Genomic DNA, 16,675 nt, shown 5'->3' with positions numbered 1-16,675 from the left:
CCAAAACATTATGGCAGAAGGCCGCGAAACCCGCAGGGCATCGTGGTATGTTATTGGCTTTTCGACAGACTGGAAGAGAGTGAGATGGCAAAGCAGCGCGTAGGTATTGTCTTTGGGGGAAAATCAGCAGAGCACGAGGTGTCATTGCAGTCGGCCAAAAATATTGTCGATGCGATCGATAAAAGCCGTTTCGACGTGGTGCTGCTGGGTATTGATAAACAGGGTCAGTGGCATGTTAACGATGCCAGCCAGTACCTGATCAATGCTAACGATCCGGCGCACATCGCCCTTAATCCTTCAGAAACCAGCGTCGCGACCGTACCAGGCCTGGTTCAGGGGCAATTTATTGACGCCGGTAATGCGCAGGCGCTGGCTCAGATTGACGTTATTTTCCCTATCGTGCACGGCACGCTGGGCGAAGACGGCTCTTTGCAGGGGATGTTGCGCATGGCGAACCTGCCGTTTGTCGGCTCCGACGTGCTGGGCTCCGCCGCCTGTATGGACAAAGACGTCACCAAGCGTCTGCTGCGCGATGCCGGGCTGAATATTGCGCCGTTCGTCACGCTCACCCGCGCCAACCGCGAGAAATTCGATTTCGCGCAGATTTCCAGCCAGCTCGGCCTGCCGCTGTTCGTCAAACCGGCGAATCAGGGCTCCTCCGTTGGCGTCAGCAAAGTCACCACCGAAGCGCAATTTACCGACGCCGTGCGTCTGGCGTTTGAGTTTGACCACAAAGTGGTGGTTGAACAGGGTATCAAAGGCCGCGAAATTGAGTGCGCCGTGCTGGGGAATGATTTCCCACAAGCAAGCACCTGCGGTGAAGTCGTGTTGAACAGCGATTTCTACTCTTACGATACCAAATACATTGATGATAAAGGCGCGCAGGTTGTGGTACCTGCGGTTATCGATCCGGTCATCAACGATAAGATCCGCGCGATCGCCGTAGAAGCTTATCAGGCGCTGGGCTGCTGCGGTATGGCTCGCGTTGATGTGTTCCTGACGCCGGAAAACGACGTGGTCATTAACGAGATCAACACGCTGCCAGGCTTCACCAACATCAGCATGTATCCGAAACTGTGGCAGGCCAGCGGAATGAGCTATCCGGAACTCATCACTCGCCTGATCGAACTGGCGCTGGAGCGTCACGCCGCTGACAGCGCCCTTAAAAGCTCCGTAAACGGTTAATCGGTTTTCTTCACCGTTTCCGTCTCTTCCGCTGTCGTCTCTTCAGGGCGGCGGCGGATAATCAACCCTGCCAGCCAGAAACTGATGACCCAGGTGACCAGCCCCACGGCATAGGTTTGCCAGCCTTTTGCCTCAAACCCCAATAGCCCCACAACACCGTTAAGAATAAAGATCAGCCCAATAGCAAAGGCGTAGTAATGCCAGTCACGGCGTAGTTTTAACGTGAGTTTCATAACAACTCCGGCAGGAAAAAAAGACATCCTCTCACAGTTTTATGGCCGGGTCTGTGGCGAATGCGGAAATTCTGAAACGCGACGCAATTTCACTTAAGTGATCAAATTGTGATGTGATGCAGAAATCATCAATCCAGGAGCATTCCTGAGGGTAAATTACCACGATTCTGATATTGACAAATGCGATGACCTGTCAAACTCACCCTATACGAAACGTATAAAACAGAGTGACATTTCGGGAGGTCTTTATGGCTGATTTTACATTGTCGAAACCGATTTTTGGCGGCAAACAACCAAAAACCTCCACGGCGGGTAATATCGCCTATGCCCTGTTTGTGCTGTTCTGCTTCTGGGCAGGCTCACAGCTTCTCAACATGCTGGTTCATGCGCCTGGCGTTTATGAACACCTGATGCAGGTTCAGGATAGCGGGCGCCCACGCGTTGAGATCGGTTTCGGGGTAAGCACCCTGTTTGGCCTGGTCCCCTTCCTCGTCGGGTGCATGATTCTTGGCGTCATTGCCTTAGTGCTTCGCCTGCGCCGTCGTTTCTAAATCCCCATACAGCGAGCCCGGCGGTCATCCACGCGTTTCGCGAACCATGCAGTTGTCAGGTTACGCGTGATTTTCGGGCTCTCGAGCTGAATGCCGGGCAGGATAGCCCTCGGTAACGCTTTTCCACTTTTCTTCTCTGCCAGCGCAAAGACCTGCTGATACAAATCCGTTTTCTCAAATGCGAGACTGTCGCCCTTCTCCAGCTGACGGCGAATATCGCTGTTGCTCATATCCAGCTTTGTCGCCAGTTTGCGCACTGCACGTTCGGTCGTACCCGCTTCGCTGCTGCCGTAGGCAATCAGATCGCCATCCAGCGCCAGCTTCACCCCGGATGCCCGGCTCACGGCATTCTGGAACGCTGCGTTCCTGCTGGCATACCAGCCCGCGTTAAAGTCTGCAAAGCGGTACAGCGGCTCGCTGTAATTCGCCGGGTAGTTAAGAAGGTGATAAGTGCCAAACCAGAGCCCGCCGCGCAGGGAGAAGACCTCCTGACGCACCGTTCCGTCGATTTTCCACGGATAGCCGTCGGTATGTTTTTCTGCAAAGGCGATGCTGACCTGCATCGGACCGCCGGTGTGTACCGGGTTAAGCGAGCCAAACAGTTTTTGCCCCATCGGCACCATGTTGATGAAGTCATCAAAAATGGCGCTTAGCTGTTTCTCAGTTTTCACCGTATCCAGCCTATCGCTATAGCTTTTGCCGTTTGGCGAGGTGATTTTAAGCGCGGTATGGACCAGGAACACCGGGATATGCATCGATTCCGCGCGGCGGTCGATCTCTTTCCAGGCAATTTTGTTCAGACCCGGCACGACCGGGTCTGACTGGTACATTGATTCCTGCTGCGCCACCGCCAGTACCGAGCAGATATTCTCCTCGGTAGGGGCAATTTTCTGGCTTTCAAAGGTCTTTGCCAGTGCCTCTGCCCACGCGTTGCGATCCTTCACGCTGGCGGGCATTTTTTCCCGGACAACGCTCGCCACGTCCACGGGCTTTTCCCCTTTTTTGAGTGGCGTGGCCCCTTTCTCGGCACACCCCACCAGTACCAGGGCAGCAAGTAAGGACAGCGATAACGTACGCGGTACGGCAAAAGACATAGCAACTCCCTGTATTAGCTAAATGTGTTGGTGACTTCCTGCAGATCTTTATCGTCCAGCTCGCGCTCGAAGCTGCGTAAACGTTTGTAGATGGACATCAGTTCCACCAGCGTGGTCCAGGAGCTGATCAGATACTGGAACGAACCGCGCACCTGACCAAAGACGTTGGTGATCTGCGTCATCAGGCCCAGCGTAATCGTACCCGCAACAATCGACGGGAACAGCAGGAACAAACCGAAAACGTTATCAACCTGCAGATACAGAATGCGCGCAATGTTGAAATACATATAGTGGAAATAGAGGCGGAAATAGTTGCGACGCACGGCGCCAAACAGCTCGCGAACGGTCGGTGGCGAGGCGCGGTTAGCATCATCTTCGCCGTAAACCAGCTCTTTACGGTAGGCCGCTTCGACACGCTGATTTTTAAACTCCAGACCCGGCAGCTTGATGCCGACCACCGCCAGCAGCCCCGTGCCCATCAACGACCAGACAATCGCGGCGATAACCAGACCATACGGCAGGTGACCAATAATCGGCAGCTCCGGCACGTGTGCGGAAAGCGTCACCAGCACCGGCAGGAAGGCGATCAGCGTCATAATGGCGTTGATAAAACTGACACCCATGTCTTCAAGCGTAGAGGCAAAACGCATGGTGTCTTCCTGCACACGCTGCGCGGCACCTTCGATATGACGCAGGTGCTGCCAGTGCGCCATATAGTGTTCGTTCATGGCGGTACGCCAGCGGAAGACATAGTGGCTAACGAAGAAATTGTTCATCACGCCAATGACGACCGCAATCAGGGCGATGCCGAGGAAGATACCCACCTCATGGTAGAACTGGTTAATCGTCACCTTATGCGGGGAACTCAGCGCCGTCTGGATCAGATCGTAGAAGGGGGCATACCAGGCGTTCACCGCCACGCCGACTTCGACCAGGAACCAGGTCACAAAGATGATCAGCGAGGTGCCCAGAATCGACCAGTATTGCCAGCGGTGTGGAGAGTAGATAAACCAGAAAACCGCAAACAGCCCCACGCAGACCGTGTAGTAGGCGTAAAACAGCAGGTAGCTGAGCGACCAGAAGCGCGCGGCGCTAATTGGCACCTCACCCGTTGCCCCCGTGATACGCGTCAGCCATGCGCCGCCGCCCGCCTGCCAGAAAATGACAGCAATCAGTGCCCAAATAAATGCCGACAGGAAAAAAGGCCCCGGCTTTGGGAAAAAAGACTTAAACATTGTGCTTCCTTTTTGTTGTTCTGGCTGTTGCTGTGCTCAACACATCGCCACACGAAAATCTGGCCTGAACCCGCCAGCGGCGCAGGCAAAAAGGTCAGACCCGTGGGTTTATTATTAGTTCGCTTTCCAGTTTTCGAGAATTGTTTCGGTGCGTTTCACCGAAGGTGGATTGGCAGGGGCGATGAAGTTACGCCAGACATCATTGTAGTGCGCAATCAGAACCTGGGCTTCCGCCGCCGGGCGATTGGCCGTGGTGTGGGCATCTTCAGCAACCGTGATGTGGTAGCCCCGGCTGACGCCGTTTTTGAGGGTGGCATCGACACAGTAATCGGTGGCACAGCCGCAAATGACAAACTCGCGAATGCCCTGTTCACGCAGCAGCGTCTCAAGCGCGGTGTTATAGAAGGCATCACAGGCGGTTTTGGTGACGTACAACGCACCTGCTGGCTGATTTAGCTCAGGAAGCAACGCAAACCCTTCACTTCCCTCTTCCAGGCCCCCGGCTTCGGTATGCTGTATAAAAACCACCCTGTCGGCTGCCTGCGTAAGCTGGTTGATCAGAGAGACACATTTCTCGCGCTGATGACGCGGCGTCTCGAATACCCCGTTCTGCATATCAACCACCATAACCACACGCTTATCAGACATACCGTTCTCCGCAAGATTGAGTAGCACTGGTGCCTATCATAAGCCCGATGTCACAAAATGGGATCCAGGCCGCAAGTAAATTGTTCATATTTACCCATGGTTACGTTTTTCTCGCTATCGTTATGCAATTCGGGCCTTTGCAGCTTACCGATTAGTAGTATAAATACCCCTAACTTTCCTTATTTACTTGATGGATGCTTTTCGTTGAAACGTTGTCTGCTCTCTTTCGCCGCGCTATGTGCGGTGAGCTTTTCCACCGCCCAGGCAGCGCAGCCGCTGACGGCCCCGGTTTTAGCCTCTGATATCGCCGATCGCTACGCGAACCTGATCTATTACGGTAGCGGCGCGACGGGAATGGCGCTGGTGGTGATTGACGGTAACCAGCGCGTGTTTCGCAGCTTTGGTGAAACGCGCCCGGGGAATAACATTCACCCGCAGCTGGATTCGGTGATCCGTATTGCCTCCATTACCAAGCTGATGACCAGCGAAATGCTGGTGAAGCTTCTCGACCAGGGCGTGGTTAAACTCGACGACCCGCTCAGCAAATATGCACCACCCGGCGCTCGCGTCCCGACTTATCAGGGTGCCCCCATCAGACTGGTCAACCTGGCGACCCACACCAGTGCCCTGCCGCGAGAACAACCTGGCGGCGCGGCACATCGTCCCGTCTTTGTCTGGCCGACGCGCGAACAGCGCTGGAATTACCTGAGCACAGCGACGCTGAAAACCACGCCGGGTTCGCAGGCCGCCTATTCAAACCTCGCGTTTGATCTGCTGGCCGATGCGTTATCGACCGCTTCGGGTAAACCCTATCCTCAGCTGTTTGAAGAGCAGATTACCCGTCCGTTGGGGATGAAGGACACCACCTTTACCCCCTCCCCGGACCAGTGCCGTCGCCTGATGGTCGCTGAAAAAGGTGCCAGCCCGTGTAATAACACCCTGGCGGCGATCGGCAGCGGTGGGGTGTATTCAACGCCTGGCGACATGATGCGCTGGATGCAGCAGTTCCTCTCTTCGGATTTCTACTCTCGCACCCACCAGGCCGATCGCATGCAAACGCTGATTTATCAGCGTACCCAACTGACCCGCGTTATCGGCATGGACGTACCGGGTAAAGCCGACGCCCTCGGTTTGGGCTGGGTGTACATGGCGCCGAAAGACGGCCGCCCGGGCATTATTCAGAAAACCGGCGGCGGTGGCGGATTCATCACCTATATGGCGATGATCCCGCAGTCCAACGTAGGGGCGTTTGTGGTCGTTACCCGCTCGCCGAACACGCGCTTCGTCAACATGAGCGATGGCATCAATAATCTGGTTGCTGAGCTGAGCGCGAATAAAGCGCAGGTGCTGACGGCGTCTAACTGACCTAATAGTCCGCGGGCAGACGGTTGATGCTAACCAGTTTGCCCCGGCTCATCGTAATATAATTACCCTGCCGCAGCGCTGCCAGAACTTCCGCGACCACAGAGCGTGAGATCCCTGTGCTACGCTGAATATGATTCATAACGCCAATTTTTGAGCGCAGCGTTTCATCCCACTCGGCCATATTAATGAGCATGGCCCGGATCTGGCTGTAAGAGTTATTCCCCACCAGTTGCATGTCACGTTTACCCAGATGATGGTTGATCCACGACAGCCAACAAAATGCGTCTTGCCAGAGTGAGGCTTGCTGAAGCCGTTGGTACAGTGAAGAGGCAGGTAAATAAAAACCTGAGCAATGTGAATGCGCCATCATCACATATTCCTGATGGCTATTATTTACCCACGCGCTTAAACCATAAATATAGGGTGCCTTTGCAATCCCCACGAGAAGTTCATCTGACTTTCTGTGGATGGCAACGACGCCGGTTTGTATTACAAATGTGTATGGAACATCATCGTCATCATTATTGACGGTTGAAATTAATTTCTGTGGCGCGGTCTTAAAAGGGGTGCTGGCGACTTCCAGGCACTGTACGATCCGGCTTAATTCAGAAAGTGGCTTCGCATTAACATTCATGCAGACCTCAAGTCATCTGTATCTGTCGGTTCTCGATTATTTTTAATTGTTATATAAAAAAGCGGGGGAAATATTCCCCCGCTTTTTATATTTTACCAGGTATATTTCACACCCAGATTTGCACCCCAGTTCTGGTCAACGTCGCCGCCACCGAGATAAGTTGCATCAGTATATGCACTGAAGTTCTTCGTGAAGCTGAACTGCGTGCCCAGACCCACACGAACCGCGGAACCTTCAACACCGTTGTCGATGCTGTCGTCGTTCACATCAGCATTGTTGTCGGCATCGTCATACACGTAAGCCAGCTTGAAGTAAGGCGTCAACGCCTGCTCTCCGCCGTAATTGAAGGTATAACCCGCATCTACGCCAAGCTCATAACGCAGGCTGTCGTATGACTGCCCATCAATTCGCATGTCGTTGCTCAGCTGGTAATCATCCCCAGACTGGAACAGCCCGGATACCGCCGCGTAAGGCGTGATGTAGCCAGACAGGTTTGGTTTCCAGTCGTAGCCCAGTTTCATCCCAAAGCCGACCGCATCGGTCGTGGTGTCACCGTCAACATACTGACCGTTGCTCATGGTAGCGGAGAGATCGTTGTTGAAGCGGGTGTAGCTCAGGGAGCTGTCGAGGAACAGATCGTTCATGAACTTCGCTGACGCGTAGACCATCGCAGTCTGACTGTCCTGATCAACCTGACCGGTACGATCGCTGATATCGCCCTTCGCGAAGCCTGCAGCACCACCGACGATCCATTTCGCATTGTTACCGTCAATCTGGGTATCCAGACCGACCATAATGCCGCTCACGTCCTGATCGTAGCTAACGTTGCCATTATCAGCGTCGAAGTTACCACCGAAGTAGCTCACCCACGCTCCGCCGTTATCCGCCAGGCCGTGGCGGCTGTTGGTCAGACGCGTGCCGACGGTATCCTGCTGCAGGTTCCAGATGTTGCTGTTAGCAGACGGGATGCTCAGCGCCATGTTGGCATAGTCAGTCAGCTCTTTCTGCTGCAGAACAACGGTGTCACCTTTCTGCTGCGCCTGATAGGTGTAGGCACCTAAATCCGCTTTGTTCGCGGCAGTAAAGCTGGCTGTGGTATCCGCGTTATTGTCATAGATGCGGACGATCTCTTTATTTTTGTAATCGGCAACGGAACCGGCACCGGTCGCATCATCGATGCGCACTTTGTAGTTACCTGCAACGTCACCGTTTACTGACAGATGGCCATCAGAATTAATCGCCACAACGCCGTAGTCGTAATCGGCATTGTACTTATCGTTGGTGATATAGCGCGCGTTGTTCAGATCGCTGTTCAGCACGTAATCGCGGCTGGCCACGTTCAGCGCGCCGCCGTCGGTCAGCACCATGTTGTGCGTATCAACCTGACCCATACCCAGCGCCAGCTCGGCACCGTTGTCTACGGTAATGGTGTTGGCATACAGCTCAGCGGTCTCTTCAGTCAGCGCTGCACGGCTGTAGCTGTCCAGGTACAGGCTGTCGGTCGCGACCGCGCCGCTGTCACCGATATTCAGCGTTGAAGCATTGGTCAGCGTGATGGTGTCCGCCAGCAGGCCAGAGTTTTCAACATTGACCTGCGACTGATTATTCACCGTCAGCGCGTCGATGTTGGAGACTTTACGGGTATCCCACTCGGAACCGTTATCCAGCGCCACGTTGAACAGGCCGCTCTGATAAACCTCTTCACCCGCAACGTGACCGTTGCTGTCGAAGGTGGAACCCGGCCAGATGCTGTTTGGAGACAGGGCACTCCAGTCAACGTCGCTGTAACCTTCACCGTACATTTGTGCGGTGCCGATGGCTTCAACGCTGGACTGCGCTGCACCCACCCACTTGCTGCCGTTAGTCAGAGTGACATCCAGTGTATCGGTACCGTCCCAGCCGTTGGTGGTTGGGTTATACACACCGTCATCGGTGGTATCGGTTGCCGGGTCGCCATTCTCGTAGAAGTTGTTATCGAAGGTACTGGAGAACAGGATGTCACCTGTAACGGTGGAGTGATCGAACGTCGCTGTCGTCTGCATCGCGTTGTCAGACGCGCTGGCAGCCACGATCAGCGCCGCGTCATCCGCCGCCGTCGCGTTGGTTTCACCGTAGTCGCTCGGCTTGGCCGTTTGACCATAGAAACCGCTGGTGCCCAGATCGCTGTATGCGCCGGAGGTCAGCACGGAGTCTTTCACCACCAGGGTATCGGTAAAGAAGTTGCTGCTATTGGCAACGCCTTCCACACCGTCATACGGGGTATTATCCAGATCCTGGTAACCCTGCGTCAGCGTGATACCGGCAACGTGGGAGTTATTCTGAATAACGATATCAGACTCTACATCCAGCGTAATCGCGTTACCCAGAGCATAGGTATCCTGATAATGGGTTTCGGTAGTGTCACCATTCACAACGTCATAAGCATAATGCTCGTAGGTGTCATTGATGGTGCTGTTATCTACCGTCAGGCTGAAACGGTCATACTGCGTATGTGCTGTACCATCTGTTTCCGTGCCATCTTCACACGTCGTGGTCATACACTCAGACGTGATCATGCCGTTGATGGTGCTGTTGGAAATACTCAACGCATTCGCCCGACCATTAACGCCATCATCCAGATAGTATGTTGAAATAACACCGTTTACTGTGGATTTGTTAATCACCGGATAAATATCACCATCATGGGTGGCATCCGAGTAATCCCAGTCTGCGTAACCATAATACCAGGGGGTAGAGGCGGTATTATCATATCCAAACGTATTATACGTCGTGCCGGAAATATCCTTCGCATTAGCCTGAGAAGCGATAGCCAGGGTGCAGGCTAATGCAAGTTGAGATACAACCAGTTTCTTTTTCCATGTTTGCATTGGGTCATCCCTCCTCAGGGACGTAAGCAAGTTTGTCCGTCAAATCATTTTGCAATGTTTAATTGCGGAGGGAATTATGCAATTTCATTTCTAAAAGGTTCAATGAATGATTCAATTAAGTCCGTATCCAGACAACTCACGTCTAAAAAAACGGAACCATAACAATCATTGTGAATAAATATTATAAAATCAGCAAATTACAACCTTATTTTATTGATCAGGATAATATAATTAAAAATAATAGATCATTTATAATGATACCTTCTATTCAATTCAAAACTGCCGCCAATATTTCACGCTCCCTAAAAAGCCATCATTCATTCTATAATAGAGACATTTGATGCGGCTTGTTTTGGCGCATTTCGCAAAATCAAAATGCCCAATTTCGTAAAACACCCCTCTTCACTTTCATGTACACTGGTCTTCTTTGTTCCACAAACATCAGGCATACCATGACCGATTTAATTGCACGTCCCCGCCGCCTGCGCAAGTCACCTGCACTGCGCGCTATGTTTGAAGAGACAACCCTGACCTTAAACGATCTGGTGTTGCCGATTTTTGTCGAAGAAGAGATCGATGACTACAAAGCCATCGAGGCGATGCCGGGCGTGATGCGCATTCCGGAAAAACATCTGGCGCGTGAGATTGAACGCATCGCCAACGCGGGGATCCGCTCGGTGATGACCTTCGGCATCTCTCACCATACCGACGCCACCGGCAGCGATGCATGGAAAGAAGATGGCCTCGTCGCCCGCATGTCCCGCATCTGCAAAGAGACCGTGCCGGAAATGATCGTCATGTCCGATACCTGCTTCTGCGAATATACCTCTCACGGCCACTGCGGCGTGCTGTGCGATCACGGCGTGGATAACGATGCCACCCTGCTGAACCTTGGTAAGCAGGCTGTCGTCGCAGCCGCTGCCGGTGCGGATTTCATCGCGCCTTCTGCCGCGATGGACGGACAGGTTCAGGCGATTCGTCAGGCGCTGGACGCGGCGGGCTTTACCGACACCGCCATCATGTCTTACTCCACCAAATTCGCCTCCTCCTTCTACGGCCCGTTCCGTGAAGCGGCGGGCACGGCGCTGAAAGGCGATCGTAAAACCTATCAGATGAACCCGCTGAACCGTCGGGAAGCGATTCGTGAATCTCTGCTTGATGAAGCTCAGGGCGCAGACTGCCTGATGGTGAAACCGGCGGGCGCGTATCTTGATATCCTGCGCGACATCCGCGAGCGCACCGAGCTGCCGCTGGGCGCTTACCAGGTCAGCGGCGAGTACGCGATGATCAAATTCGCCGCGCAGGCAGGTGCGATTGACGAAGAGAAAGTGGTTCTCGAAAGCCTGGGCGCGATCAAACGCGCGGGTGCGGACCTGATCTTCAGCTACTTCGCGCTGGATCTGGCTGAGAAGAAAATCCTCCGCTAATCTTCACCAAACTGCAATACAACCGACATCTGCTCCTTCTACTGTCTTCGCAAGACGGCAGGAGGAGTAACCATGTTTAGCCTCGATAGCGTTCTCGACGATCTTTGGCCTCAGGCGAGGCCTGCACCCTGGCAAAAAAGTCTGTTAAAAAGACTGTTTTACGAAGACGAATTTCAGCAATTTGCCTCAGCCCACCGCCACCTGAAAGGGCTGGATATGGTGGAGCAAGTTCTGGAACACCTTGATATTCTCTGCACCGTTTCCGCCCGCGATCTCGAACAAATCCCCGAACATGGCCCGCTGGTCATTATTGCCAACCACCCGACGGGTACGCTGGACGGGCTGGCGCTGATGTACGCCGTCTCCCGCGTGCGGCGCGATGTTAAAGTCGTGACCAACCGGATGCTGAGTCACCTTGAGCCCCTCAGTTCGCTGTTTATTCCGGTGGACAATATGGGCGGCAGGACGGCGAAAACATCCCTGGTTCAGATGGAACAGCATCTGCAGAACGCAGGCGTGCTGATCTTCTTTCCGGCGGGCGAAGTTTCCCGGCCGACGCGAAAAGGCGTCCGCGATAAAAAGTGGCACTCAGGCTTTATCAAACTCGCCAGCAAGCTGCGCACTCCGCTGCTGCCGGTGCATATTCAGGCGCATAACAGCCTGCTCTTTTATGCCAGCACGCTGGTGTCGCCGACGCTGTCCTTGCTGCTGCTGATGCAGCAGATGTTCCGCCGACGCCATAGCCAGCTGCCGATTAAAATCGGCCAGCAGATTGCGTGGCATCACTGGCATAGCGCCACCCTTTCGTCGCGTGAGATGGCCGAGCAGTGCCGTCAGCACGTGATGCGTCTTGGCAAGGGAGTGCCTGGCGTCTTTAAAACCCAGTGCGCCATTGCCCGTCCTGAAGACCGGGCTACGCTGAGGCGTGAACTGGCGCAGGCCGAGTGCCTGGGGAAAACCAGCGACGGTAAAACCATCTATCTTTGGCAGCGCAACGGTCAGGAAGACGCCCCGCTGCTGCGCGAGCTGGGCCGCCTGCGCGAGATTGCCTTTCGCGCGGTGGAGGAAGGGAGCGGCAAACGCCGGGACACGGACAGCTATGATGACGATTATCTGCACCTGATCCTCTGGGATGAAGAGGATCTGGAGATCGTCGGCGCGTATCGCTTTATGCCGACCGCAAAACAGGTTGAACGTCGCGGTCTGGAAGGGTTGTACAGCTATAGCCTGTTCCACTACGACGACAAAATGCAGGACGTGCTGGAACACGGTATTGAACTGGGGCGCAGCTTCATTCAGCCGCGCTACTGGGGACGCCGCGGCCTGGATTATTTATGGTCCGGGATTGGGGCTTATCTGGCGCGTTATCCGCACTACCGCTACCTGTTTGGTCCGGTCTCCATCTCAGGTGGTTTACCGCCTGCGGCGCGGGATCTGCTGGTGGCATTTTACCGCCTGTGGTTCCCGGCGACGCATCCGCTAGCCGCCTCACGTCAGCCGTATCCCGCCTCGCTGCCGGACGTGCTTGCGCAGTTTGGCGGCGTGGATTACGTGGACGATCTGACGAAGCTGAAATCCCTGCTCGGCAATCTGGGCTGCGGCATTCCGCCGCTCTACAAGCAGTATTCCGAGCTGTGCGAACCCGGCGGCGTGCAGTTTATTGATTTTGGCAGCGACCCGGCGTTCAACAACTGCGTCGACGGGCTGGTGCTGGTGGATTTGTGTTACCTGAAGGCGAACCGCTATCAGCGGTATATTGAGGCGCACCTTTAAATGTGCGGTTTTTTGTAGGCCGGGTAAGCGCAGCGCCACCCGGCAAGAACGGTGCACAATTGCCGGCTGGCGGCTACGCCTTACCGGCCTACGGGTGCGACGGTTCAGGGACGGTAAAACGGCTTATCCCCCAAAATCGTCGCCCGCTGCATAATCCTGCGCTGCGGAAGATAGTCCGCATTGGCATAGTGCTGCGTTACGCGGTTATCCCAGATCGCCAGGTCGTTCTCCTGCCAGCGCCAGCGCACCTGAAACTCCGGCTTGGTGATATGTGCGAACAGGAATCCCAGCAGCGCCTCACTCTCTTTCTCGGATACGTCCACAATGCGCGTTGTGAACCCTTCATTCACAAACAGCGCCTGCTTGCCCGTGACCGGATGGGTACGCACCACCGGGTGCAGCAATGGAGGATGTTTCGCGACCGCCTCCTGCCAGCGCTGATGTTCCTCTTCCGTTTTACGGTACTTGTACTCCTGGAACGATTTTTTGAAGTCGTGCTCCGCCCGCAGCCCGCTCAGCAGCGTCCGGAACGGCGCGGAGAGCGCCTCATACGCCGCAATGCCGCTGGCCCACAGCGTATCGCCGCCGGTTTCTGGCAGCAGCTTCGCCGCCAGAATCGCCCCGGCGGGCGGCGTCTCGATAAAGGTCACGTCGGTGTGCCAGTTGTCGTTATCCGGCGGGTTATCGTTGTGGGTGTCCAGAACGATAATCTCCTCCACGCCTTCCGCATGCGGATAGACAGGGTGGATATGCAGATCGCCAAAGCGCAGGGCCAGCGCGCGCTGCTGCTGCGGGGTGATCGCCTGTTCGCGCAGGAAAACAACCTGATGGCGCAGCACCGCGTGGTATAGCTGCTCGAACTGGTTATCGCTCAGCGGACGGGTCACATCCAGGCCCGACACCTGCGCGCCAATGTACGGCCCCAGCGGGGTAATCGTCAGACGTTCACTCATTGTATTTCTCCATGCCAGGGCGTCAGGCGGCGCTGTAACGCGCGCAGCCCCAGTTCTAATCCAAAGGCGATCGCGGCGATCACCGCGATCCCTGCCAGTACCACGTCAGTCGCCAGGAACTCTCCCGCCGACTGCACCATAAACCCAAGGCCGCGCGTGGCTGCAATCAGCTCTGCCGCCACCAGCGTGGACCAGCCCACGCCGAGGCCGATGCGCAGCCCGGTTAAAATCTCCGGCAGTGCGCCCGGTAAAATCACGAACAGCAGCACCTGCGTGCGGCTGGCGCCCAGCGACTGCGCCGCGCGGATCCGCACCTGCTGGGCGCTCTTCACGCCCGCCAGCGCCGACATGGCGACCGGGGCGAAAATTGCCAGATAAATCAGCAGGATTTTTGACGTTTCACCGATGCCGAACCAGATCACCATCAGCGGCAGATAGGCCAGCGGCGGCACCGGACGGTAAAGCTCAATCAGCGGGTCGAGGATGCCGCGCACCGTCGGACTCAGCCCCATCGCGATCCCGACCGGAATCCCGATAATTACCGCCGCCAGCAGCGCCACCAGAATACGCGCCAGACTTGCACCCAGGTGCTGCCAGAGCGTGGCATCCATAAAGCCCTGAGGCCCGGCGATGCTAATGAGTTTGGCCAGCACCTGTCCCGGCGGCGGCAGAAACAGCGGGCTGACCCACTGCTGGGCAGCAACCGCCCACCACACCGCCAGCAATACCAGCAGCGTGCCGACGCTGAGGGTTATCTGGCGCGAGAACGGCCAGCGCAGTGCGAGGCGCGTACGGCGCGTTTTTTCACTGAAGACGATGCTCATGAGAAAGCCTCCCGTTGTTCAAACACGCGGCTTAAGACATATTCACGCTGTTCGATAAACAGCGGATCGGATTTGATGCTGCGCACGGGTTCTCCCGCGACGTAGCGGCGGGCGAAATCCAGCGGCAAACGCTCCAGCACGCGGCCCGGCCCCGGCGAGAGCAGCACCAGTTCCGTCGCCATAAACACCGCCTCTTCGATATCGTGGGTAATCAACAGCACCTGCTTGCCCGTCTCATGCCACAGGCGCAGCAGCAGGGTTTGCATCTGCTCGCGGGTGAAGGCATCCAGCGCCCCGAACGGCTCGTCCAGCAGCAACAGCTGCGGATTTGCGGCCAGCGCGCGGGCAATACCTACGCGCTGCCGCTGGCCGCCGGAAAGCTGCCAGACAAAGCGTTTTTCCGCCCCTTCCAGCCCCACTTTTTTCAGCATCGCCCGCGCCGTCGCCAGCCGCTGCTCACGGCCAACGCCGGCGAGCTGTAGCCCAAACGCCACGTTTTCCTGCACGTTGCGCCAGGGAAGCAATCCTTCGTTCTGGAAGACCACGCCGCGCTCGGCGCCAGGGCCTTCCACCTTTTTGCCTTCCAGTTGAATGGTGCCATGCTGATAAGGGACAAACCCGGCGATCAGATTCAGCAGCGTGGTTTTTCCGCACCCTGACGGGCCCAGCACCACCAGCAGCTCACCGCTGTCCAGCGTCAGGTTGATCTCCTCCAGCGCGGGCTTACCACCGTAATCGGCGTACAGGTTCGTAATATTCAGCATGGCGGACTCCTTATTTCACAAAACGATCGGTCACGTACTGGCTGTAATCCGCTGCCACCGCAGGCACTTTGCCCTGCTCTTTCAGGAAGGTGGCGGTATCCACAATCGCTTTGTTCACCGGCCCGGTCAGCTGCTGCACCTGCTGCGCAGGCGTCAGATAGGTATTGCCTTTCACCAGTCCCGGCACGTCCGCCTCCGGCACGCCGCTCAGGCGGGAGAGTTTTTCCAGGTTGGCGGGCTGCTTCAGCCATTCATCCGGGTTACTGATGTACGGCTGCTGGGCGTCAATCGCGCTTTTCGCAAAGGCTTTCACCACCTCAGGATGTTTCTCGGCGAAGTCTTTGCGCACGACCCACACGTCGAGGGTTGGCGCGCCCCACTGGCCCACTTTTTCAGAGTCGGTCAGCACGGTGCCGTCTTTTTCCAGCTCGTTCACCGCCGGTGCCCACACGTAGGCCCCGTCAATGTCGCCGCGCTGCCAGGCGGCGATAATCGCCGGCGGCTGCAGGTTGAGAATTTGTACCTGACCCGGCTTGATGCCCCAGTGTTTCAGCGCCGCCAGCAGGCTGTAGTGCGTAGTTGAAATGAACGGCACGGCGATGCGTTTGCCGATCAGATCTTCCGGTTTGGTGATGTTTTTCTTCACCACCAGCGCTTCAGAGTTACCGAGCTGTGAGGCGAGCAGGAACACCTCAATCGGCACCTGCTGGCTGGCCGCCACCGCCAGCGGGCTGGATCCAATATTGCCGATCTGCACGTCGCCAGAGGCTAACGCACGCACGACGGATGCCCCGCTGTCGAACTTGCGCCAGTCGACTTTCGCGCCGCTCTCTTTGGCAAAGGTGTTGTCCGCCTGCGCGACTTTCGCCGGTTCCGCAGAGGTTTGATACGCAACGGTGACGTCTACCGCCTGCGCCTGAAAAGCCCACAGCGCCAGTGCGCCGAGTAATGTGATTCGCGATGAAATTGCCATATTGCCTGCTCCCCTTGTTGTTATGAGGGCAGTATTTCCGGCGCGGGAATTTTGATAAAGGAATAAAAAGGCATCGCTCATTCCGAATCGTTTTTAGAAAAAAACCGGCAAAGGATAGTTAAAAAGTGGGCTGTGGATTTATTGCAATT

15 protein-coding genes are annotated in these 16,675 nt (G+C 55.7%); 5 read left to right on the top strand and 10 right to left on the bottom strand.

The genetic code is table 11. The features are described 5' to 3' along the window. Nucleotides 1-84: 84 nt before the first annotated feature. Nucleotides 85-1,185 carry a D-alanine--D-alanine ligase gene (gene ddlA / locus AC2T6E_RS18245; RefSeq protein WP_481978194.1) on the top strand — a complete coding sequence of 367 codons (1,101 nt, stop codon included), beginning with the start codon at nt 85-87 and terminating at the stop codon, nt 1,183-1,185. On the opposite strand, the gene AC2T6E_RS18240 is transcribed toward ddlA, so the two are convergent. Further along, nucleotides 1,182-1,418, bottom strand: a complete 237-nt coding sequence (locus AC2T6E_RS18240) for a DUF2754 family protein (protein ID WP_486692763.1) — start codon at nt 1,416-1,418, stop codon at nt 1,182-1,184. The genes ddlA and AC2T6E_RS18240 overlap by 4 nt on opposite strands. Nucleotides 1,419-1,666: 248 nt before the next feature. Here AC2T6E_RS18240 and AC2T6E_RS18235 point away from each other — a divergent pair, with 248 nt between their 5' ends. After that, the gene (locus AC2T6E_RS18235) at nt 1,667-1,969 is read left to right on the top strand and encodes a DUF2755 family protein (protein ID WP_108415685.1); all 303 of its coding nucleotides are present in this window, start codon (nt 1,667-1,669) and stop codon (nt 1,967-1,969) included. On the opposite strand, the gene AC2T6E_RS18230 is transcribed toward AC2T6E_RS18235, so the two are convergent. From AC2T6E_RS18230 to AC2T6E_RS18220, 3 genes are all read right to left on the bottom strand, one after another. Further along, nucleotides 1,966-3,063, bottom strand: coding sequence for a DUF1615 domain-containing protein (locus tag AC2T6E_RS18230; RefSeq protein ID WP_486692761.1), 1,098 nt, complete (start codon nt 3,061-3,063; stop codon nt 1,966-1,968). The two genes, AC2T6E_RS18235 and AC2T6E_RS18230, sit on opposite strands and share 4 nt — an antisense overlap. 14 nt (nt 3,064-3,077) lie before the next feature. Further along, on the bottom strand, nt 3,078-4,298 hold the full coding sequence (gene sbmA / locus AC2T6E_RS18225) for a peptide antibiotic transporter SbmA (RefSeq protein ID WP_447854259.1): 1,221 nt from the start codon (nt 4,296-4,298) through the stop codon (nt 3,078-3,080). 114 nt (nt 4,299-4,412) lie between these two features. Continuing rightward, entirely contained in the window at nt 4,413-4,946 is a 534-nt protein-coding gene (locus AC2T6E_RS18220; RefSeq protein ID WP_010427984.1) for an isochorismatase family protein, read from the bottom strand. A gap of 204 nt (nt 4,947-5,150) precedes the next feature. Between AC2T6E_RS18220 and ampH the strand changes: the two genes are divergently transcribed. Next, a complete protein-coding gene (gene ampH / locus AC2T6E_RS18215) occupies nt 5,151-6,311 on the top strand; it encodes a D-alanyl-D-alanine-carboxypeptidase/endopeptidase AmpH (protein WP_108415682.1) in 1,161 nt (386 codons plus the stop codon). Nucleotide 6,312: 1 nt separating this feature from the next. Here the strand turns inward: ampH and AC2T6E_RS18210 are convergent, their stop codons facing one another. Both AC2T6E_RS18210 and AC2T6E_RS18205 read right to left on the bottom strand, forming a co-directional pair. After that, nucleotides 6,313-6,945, bottom strand: a complete 633-nt coding sequence (locus AC2T6E_RS18210; protein WP_108415681.1) for a helix-turn-helix domain-containing protein — start codon at nt 6,943-6,945, stop codon at nt 6,313-6,315. A gap of 92 nt (nt 6,946-7,037) precedes the next feature. Next, a complete protein-coding gene (locus AC2T6E_RS18205; protein WP_486692757.1) occupies nt 7,038-9,812 on the bottom strand; it encodes an autotransporter outer membrane beta-barrel domain-containing protein in 2,775 nt (924 codons plus the stop codon). A 452-nt stretch (nt 9,813-10,264) separates the two neighbouring features. Here AC2T6E_RS18205 and hemB point away from each other — a divergent pair, with 452 nt between their 5' ends. Then, nucleotides 10,265-11,239, top strand: coding sequence for a porphobilinogen synthase (hemB, locus tag AC2T6E_RS18200; protein ID WP_126817372.1), 975 nt, complete (start codon nt 10,265-10,267; stop codon nt 11,237-11,239). Between the two features lie 72 nt (nt 11,240-11,311). Further along, nucleotides 11,312-13,012 carry a bifunctional ornithine lipid synthase OlsF gene (gene olsF / locus AC2T6E_RS18195; RefSeq protein ID WP_486692755.1) on the top strand — a complete coding sequence of 567 codons (1,701 nt, stop codon included), beginning with the start codon at nt 11,312-11,314 and terminating at the stop codon, nt 13,010-13,012. Nucleotides 13,013-13,116: 104 nt separating this feature from the next. Here the strand turns inward: olsF and tauD are convergent, their stop codons facing one another. From tauD to tauA, 4 genes are read right to left on the bottom strand one after another with little or no spacing between them, the layout of a single operon-like run. Beyond that, nucleotides 13,117-13,965, bottom strand: coding sequence for a taurine dioxygenase (gene tauD, locus AC2T6E_RS18190; protein WP_218308610.1), 849 nt, complete (start codon nt 13,963-13,965; stop codon nt 13,117-13,119). Beyond that, nucleotides 13,962-14,789 carry a taurine ABC transporter permease TauC gene (tauC, locus tag AC2T6E_RS18185; RefSeq protein WP_120159526.1) on the bottom strand — a complete coding sequence of 276 codons (828 nt, stop codon included), beginning with the start codon at nt 14,787-14,789 and terminating at the stop codon, nt 13,962-13,964. The genes tauD and tauC overlap by 4 nt, the downstream gene beginning before the upstream one ends. Further along, nucleotides 14,786-15,553: a taurine ABC transporter ATP-binding subunit gene (gene tauB / locus AC2T6E_RS18180; protein WP_126817366.1), complete on the bottom strand. Its 768-nt coding sequence runs from the start codon at nt 15,551-15,553 to the stop codon at nt 14,786-14,788. Before tauB ends, tauC begins: the two co-directional genes overlap by 4 nt. Nucleotides 15,554-15,563: 10 nt before the next feature. Beyond that, on the bottom strand, nt 15,564-16,526 hold the full coding sequence (tauA, locus tag AC2T6E_RS18175; RefSeq protein WP_042716721.1) for a taurine ABC transporter substrate-binding protein: 963 nt from the start codon (nt 16,524-16,526) through the stop codon (nt 15,564-15,566). Between the last annotated feature and the right edge of the window lie 149 nt (nt 16,527-16,675).

This window comes from Enterobacter sp. B79-1 (assembly GCF_057444735.1).
This window is presented reverse-complemented; position numbering and strand designations above follow the sequence as displayed.

Coding starts and splice junctions, on each gene's coding strand:
- ddlA (WP_481978194.1), top strand. CDS start 85: ATGGCAAAGCAGCGCGTAGGTATTGTCTTTGGGGGAAAATCAGCAGAG.
- AC2T6E_RS18240 (WP_486692763.1), bottom strand. CDS start 1,418: ATGAAACTCACGTTAAAACTACGCCGTGACTGGCATTACTACGCCTTT.
- AC2T6E_RS18235 (WP_108415685.1), top strand. CDS start 1,667: ATGGCTGATTTTACATTGTCGAAACCGATTTTTGGCGGCAAACAACCA.
- AC2T6E_RS18230 (WP_486692761.1), bottom strand. CDS start 3,063: ATGTCTTTTGCCGTACCGCGTACGTTATCGCTGTCCTTACTTGCTGCC.
- sbmA (WP_447854259.1), bottom strand. CDS start 4,298: ATGTTTAAGTCTTTTTTCCCAAAGCCGGGGCCTTTTTTCCTGTCGGCA.
- AC2T6E_RS18220 (WP_010427984.1), bottom strand. CDS start 4,946: ATGTCTGATAAGCGTGTGGTTATGGTGGTTGATATGCAGAACGGGGTA.
- AC2T6E_RS18210 (WP_108415681.1), bottom strand. CDS start 6,945: ATGAATGTTAATGCGAAGCCACTTTCTGAATTAAGCCGGATCGTACAG.
- AC2T6E_RS18205 (WP_486692757.1), bottom strand. CDS start 9,812: ATGCAAACATGGAAAAAGAAACTGGTTGTATCTCAACTTGCATTAGCC.
- hemB (WP_126817372.1), top strand. CDS start 10,265: ATGACCGATTTAATTGCACGTCCCCGCCGCCTGCGCAAGTCACCTGCA.
- olsF (WP_486692755.1), top strand. CDS start 11,312: ATGTTTAGCCTCGATAGCGTTCTCGACGATCTTTGGCCTCAGGCGAGG.
- tauD (WP_218308610.1), bottom strand. CDS start 13,965: ATGAGTGAACGTCTGACGATTACCCCGCTGGGGCCGTACATTGGCGCG.
- tauC (WP_120159526.1), bottom strand. CDS start 14,789: ATGAGCATCGTCTTCAGTGAAAAAACGCGCCGTACGCGCCTCGCACTG.
- tauB (WP_126817366.1), bottom strand. CDS start 15,553: ATGCTGAATATTACGAACCTGTACGCCGATTACGGTGGTAAGCCCGCG.
- tauA (WP_042716721.1), bottom strand. CDS start 16,526: ATGGCAATTTCATCGCGAATCACATTACTCGGCGCACTGGCGCTGTGG.